Below are 2,185 nucleotides of genomic sequence, written 5' to 3'. Positions count from 1 at the left end.
GCACTTTGGCTGGGGCAAGACGGTCGGACGGCTTCGCCAAACCGTATATCGTGGCCTCGAACGCGTGGACCAACACTTCAAGCTGACGATGATCGCCAGCAATCTGACCCGAATCGCACGAATACTGGGTGCGGTGCCGCGAGGAACAGTGCAATGAGCCGCCAAAGCTGGGCTGCCGCACGGCGCCATGCTGGCGCGCCCCGGAATTGGGGCGCCCAATTGCATGGCAGGGTAGGAATTCAGCGGTCATTTGCATGTCGAGTCGTGTGTAGCTGCGCTACGCCCTTTGTGCCAAAGTGCTTTTCAACAGCCTGCTAGCACCAGGTACGGCGGGCTGGTGACGATGCACTGCAAGCGCACGCTGGCGGCGATCAGGTGCGCATCACGGTGCGGCAGTCGCCTTGGGAGCAGTGGTCAAGCGTCATGCTAGGATCCTTATCAACCTCGGGGAATAGTCATGAAACGCACTACCGAATACCGTGGATTCGACCTTCATGTTTACTTGGTGACCACTTCGGAAGACATGTTCGATGTCTGGTTCCAGATCGAAGGCCCGATAAAGCCTCCAGGCGTTGCCGCAATCGGCAAGCGAATCAAAGTCCACGGCGGTCCGTTCTCGCGCCGCTGGGCACATCTCGTCGCCGAAGTAGCAGGCAGGGCTGCGGTGGACGTTATTCTGGGCGTGTAGGAATAGGCACATACCGCGATCCACGTCCGGTTTTCTACTCACCCGGTCCCCATCATTCGCTAGAATTCTGCGAAACCAACTAGGGAGACGGCCTTGGGAGACCGCGCAGCATGGGTATCCGAGGAGTATCGCGGGATGTACATCCATGTCATGACCTTCTGGATTGTAGGCATCCCAGGCGCCAGGCCGCCGCCTGGTCAGAAATGGGGGTATGCAGTCGAAATCCGATACAAAGCCGACCCCGATGACGACGCCATCTACGGCCCCGCGTCGGACCATTGCGATTACTTCACCGAGGTAGCTGCCGAGCAGGCCGCATTACACTATGGCGAGGGAGCGATCGACGTGCTTCTTGCGCTTGGTTGATCTCACCCCGCTATCCCCATCAGTCTCGCTTTCTTCGCGTGCTACGATCCTTCGGCACGACAGGGGGCAAGCCATGGCGAACTTCGAAACCGATGCCGAAAGACGCGAGTGGATTGCTAAACACAGCGAGGACGAATTCCGGCAGCATGTAGCGCACCACACGTTCGGCGACAGGCGTTTAGAGAACGCTCGCGCCYATCTCGATAGGATCGACAGTCAGCGAGCGGAGATACGCGAGGAACGAGCGCTTCCTGCGACTGAGCAGGCAGCGGGGGCGGCGCAGAACCAAGCCGATACTGCGCGACAAGCGCTTCGCATTTCGAAATGGGCTCTCGGTATAGCTATCGTTTCACCGATAGCGCTCCGGCCATCGACCGCACGCACACCGGAGTGGCCGACTGCATGAACGTCTCGCCGGACTCGGCCAGCAGCAGGGTGGTGCCCATTGCCTCGGCGATCGCGATCAGCTTGTTGTTCACTGCGGGCAGGCGCGGGTCGGCCACAGCATAAGCAGCGCAGGATCTATGCTTGGTGGCTCTGAAGGCCGATCAAGTTTTGGTGCTCGCCGTCGGGCAGCGACGGCCATTGGGCTGGGGCGCAGGCAGTCGCAGCGCTGCTGAGCTGATTGCCCGATGAACAGATCGCCGAACTGCTGGGAGTGAAACGGGCGCGACTGGATGCTCATGTGATGTTGCCGATCGTCGAGCACGGAGAACCAGGCTCGCCGGCCTGCCAGTTGGGGCCTTGCTTGCGGCAACGACGTTGGCATCTACCGTCGTGACCTCAAGCGCCGGATAGGTACCTTCCAAAGCGGTGGTCTGTCGCACGACGCGTTCCTTGCGGTTTTACACCCTGGATCGTGCCTTCGCATCTACGCTGGCCGTGGAAACCTTGGGGTTTCCACGGGGCGGAGCGCATATCGCTCAAACCTTGGTGTGAGTGGCGGCCCACTGCGAAGGATTGACATCGATCGCCAGCCCGAGGCCGGAGCCGATCACGCCGACGTTGTTGAGCGTGTTGACGTTGATGCTCTGCAGCTGGGCGATGTTCTGGTTGACGTTGACATTGACGTTGGCCACCGGGCCCAGTCCCTGCATCCAGGTGTTGGCGGGCGCCGCCGCGCACCGCGGC

At 60.8% G+C, this 2,185-nt stretch carries 4 protein-coding genes and 1 pseudogene; 3 read left to right on the top strand and 2 right to left on the bottom strand.

Going from position 1 to position 2,185, the window contains the following annotated elements:
- The 3 genes and pseudogenes from AC1DO7_RS41020 to AC1DO7_RS41010 form a co-directional block, all read left to right on the top strand.
- A pseudogene (locus tag AC1DO7_RS41020) lies at nt 1-157 on the top strand (IS5/IS1182 family transposase); the annotation flags it as partial.
- A 300-nt stretch (nt 158-457) separates the two neighbouring features.
- Nucleotides 458-688, top strand: coding sequence for a hypothetical protein (locus AC1DO7_RS41015; RefSeq protein ID WP_441623787.1), 231 nt, complete (start codon nt 458-460; stop codon nt 686-688).
- Between the two features lie 135 nt (nt 689-823).
- A complete protein-coding gene (locus AC1DO7_RS41010; RefSeq protein WP_441623789.1) occupies nt 824-1,054 on the top strand; it encodes a hypothetical protein in 231 nt (76 codons plus the stop codon).
- Between the two features lie 341 nt (nt 1,055-1,395).
- Here AC1DO7_RS41010 and AC1DO7_RS41005 read toward each other — a convergent pair whose 3' ends face one another.
- Nucleotides 1,396-1,533 carry a hypothetical protein gene (locus AC1DO7_RS41005; RefSeq protein WP_441623791.1) on the bottom strand — a complete coding sequence of 46 codons (138 nt, stop codon included), beginning with the start codon at nt 1,531-1,533 and terminating at the stop codon, nt 1,396-1,398.
- Nucleotides 1,534-1,977: 444 nt separating this feature from the next.
- A partial coding sequence (locus AC1DO7_RS41000; RefSeq protein WP_477117548.1) for a hypothetical protein occupies nt 1,978-2,185 on the bottom strand: 208 nt, incomplete at its 5' end.

The sequence above is a fragment of the Cupriavidus sp. 05N40 genome (genome assembly GCF_056397305.1).
The sequence above is the reverse complement of the archived record's forward strand: the minus strand, read 5'-3'. Positions and strand labels throughout refer to the sequence as shown.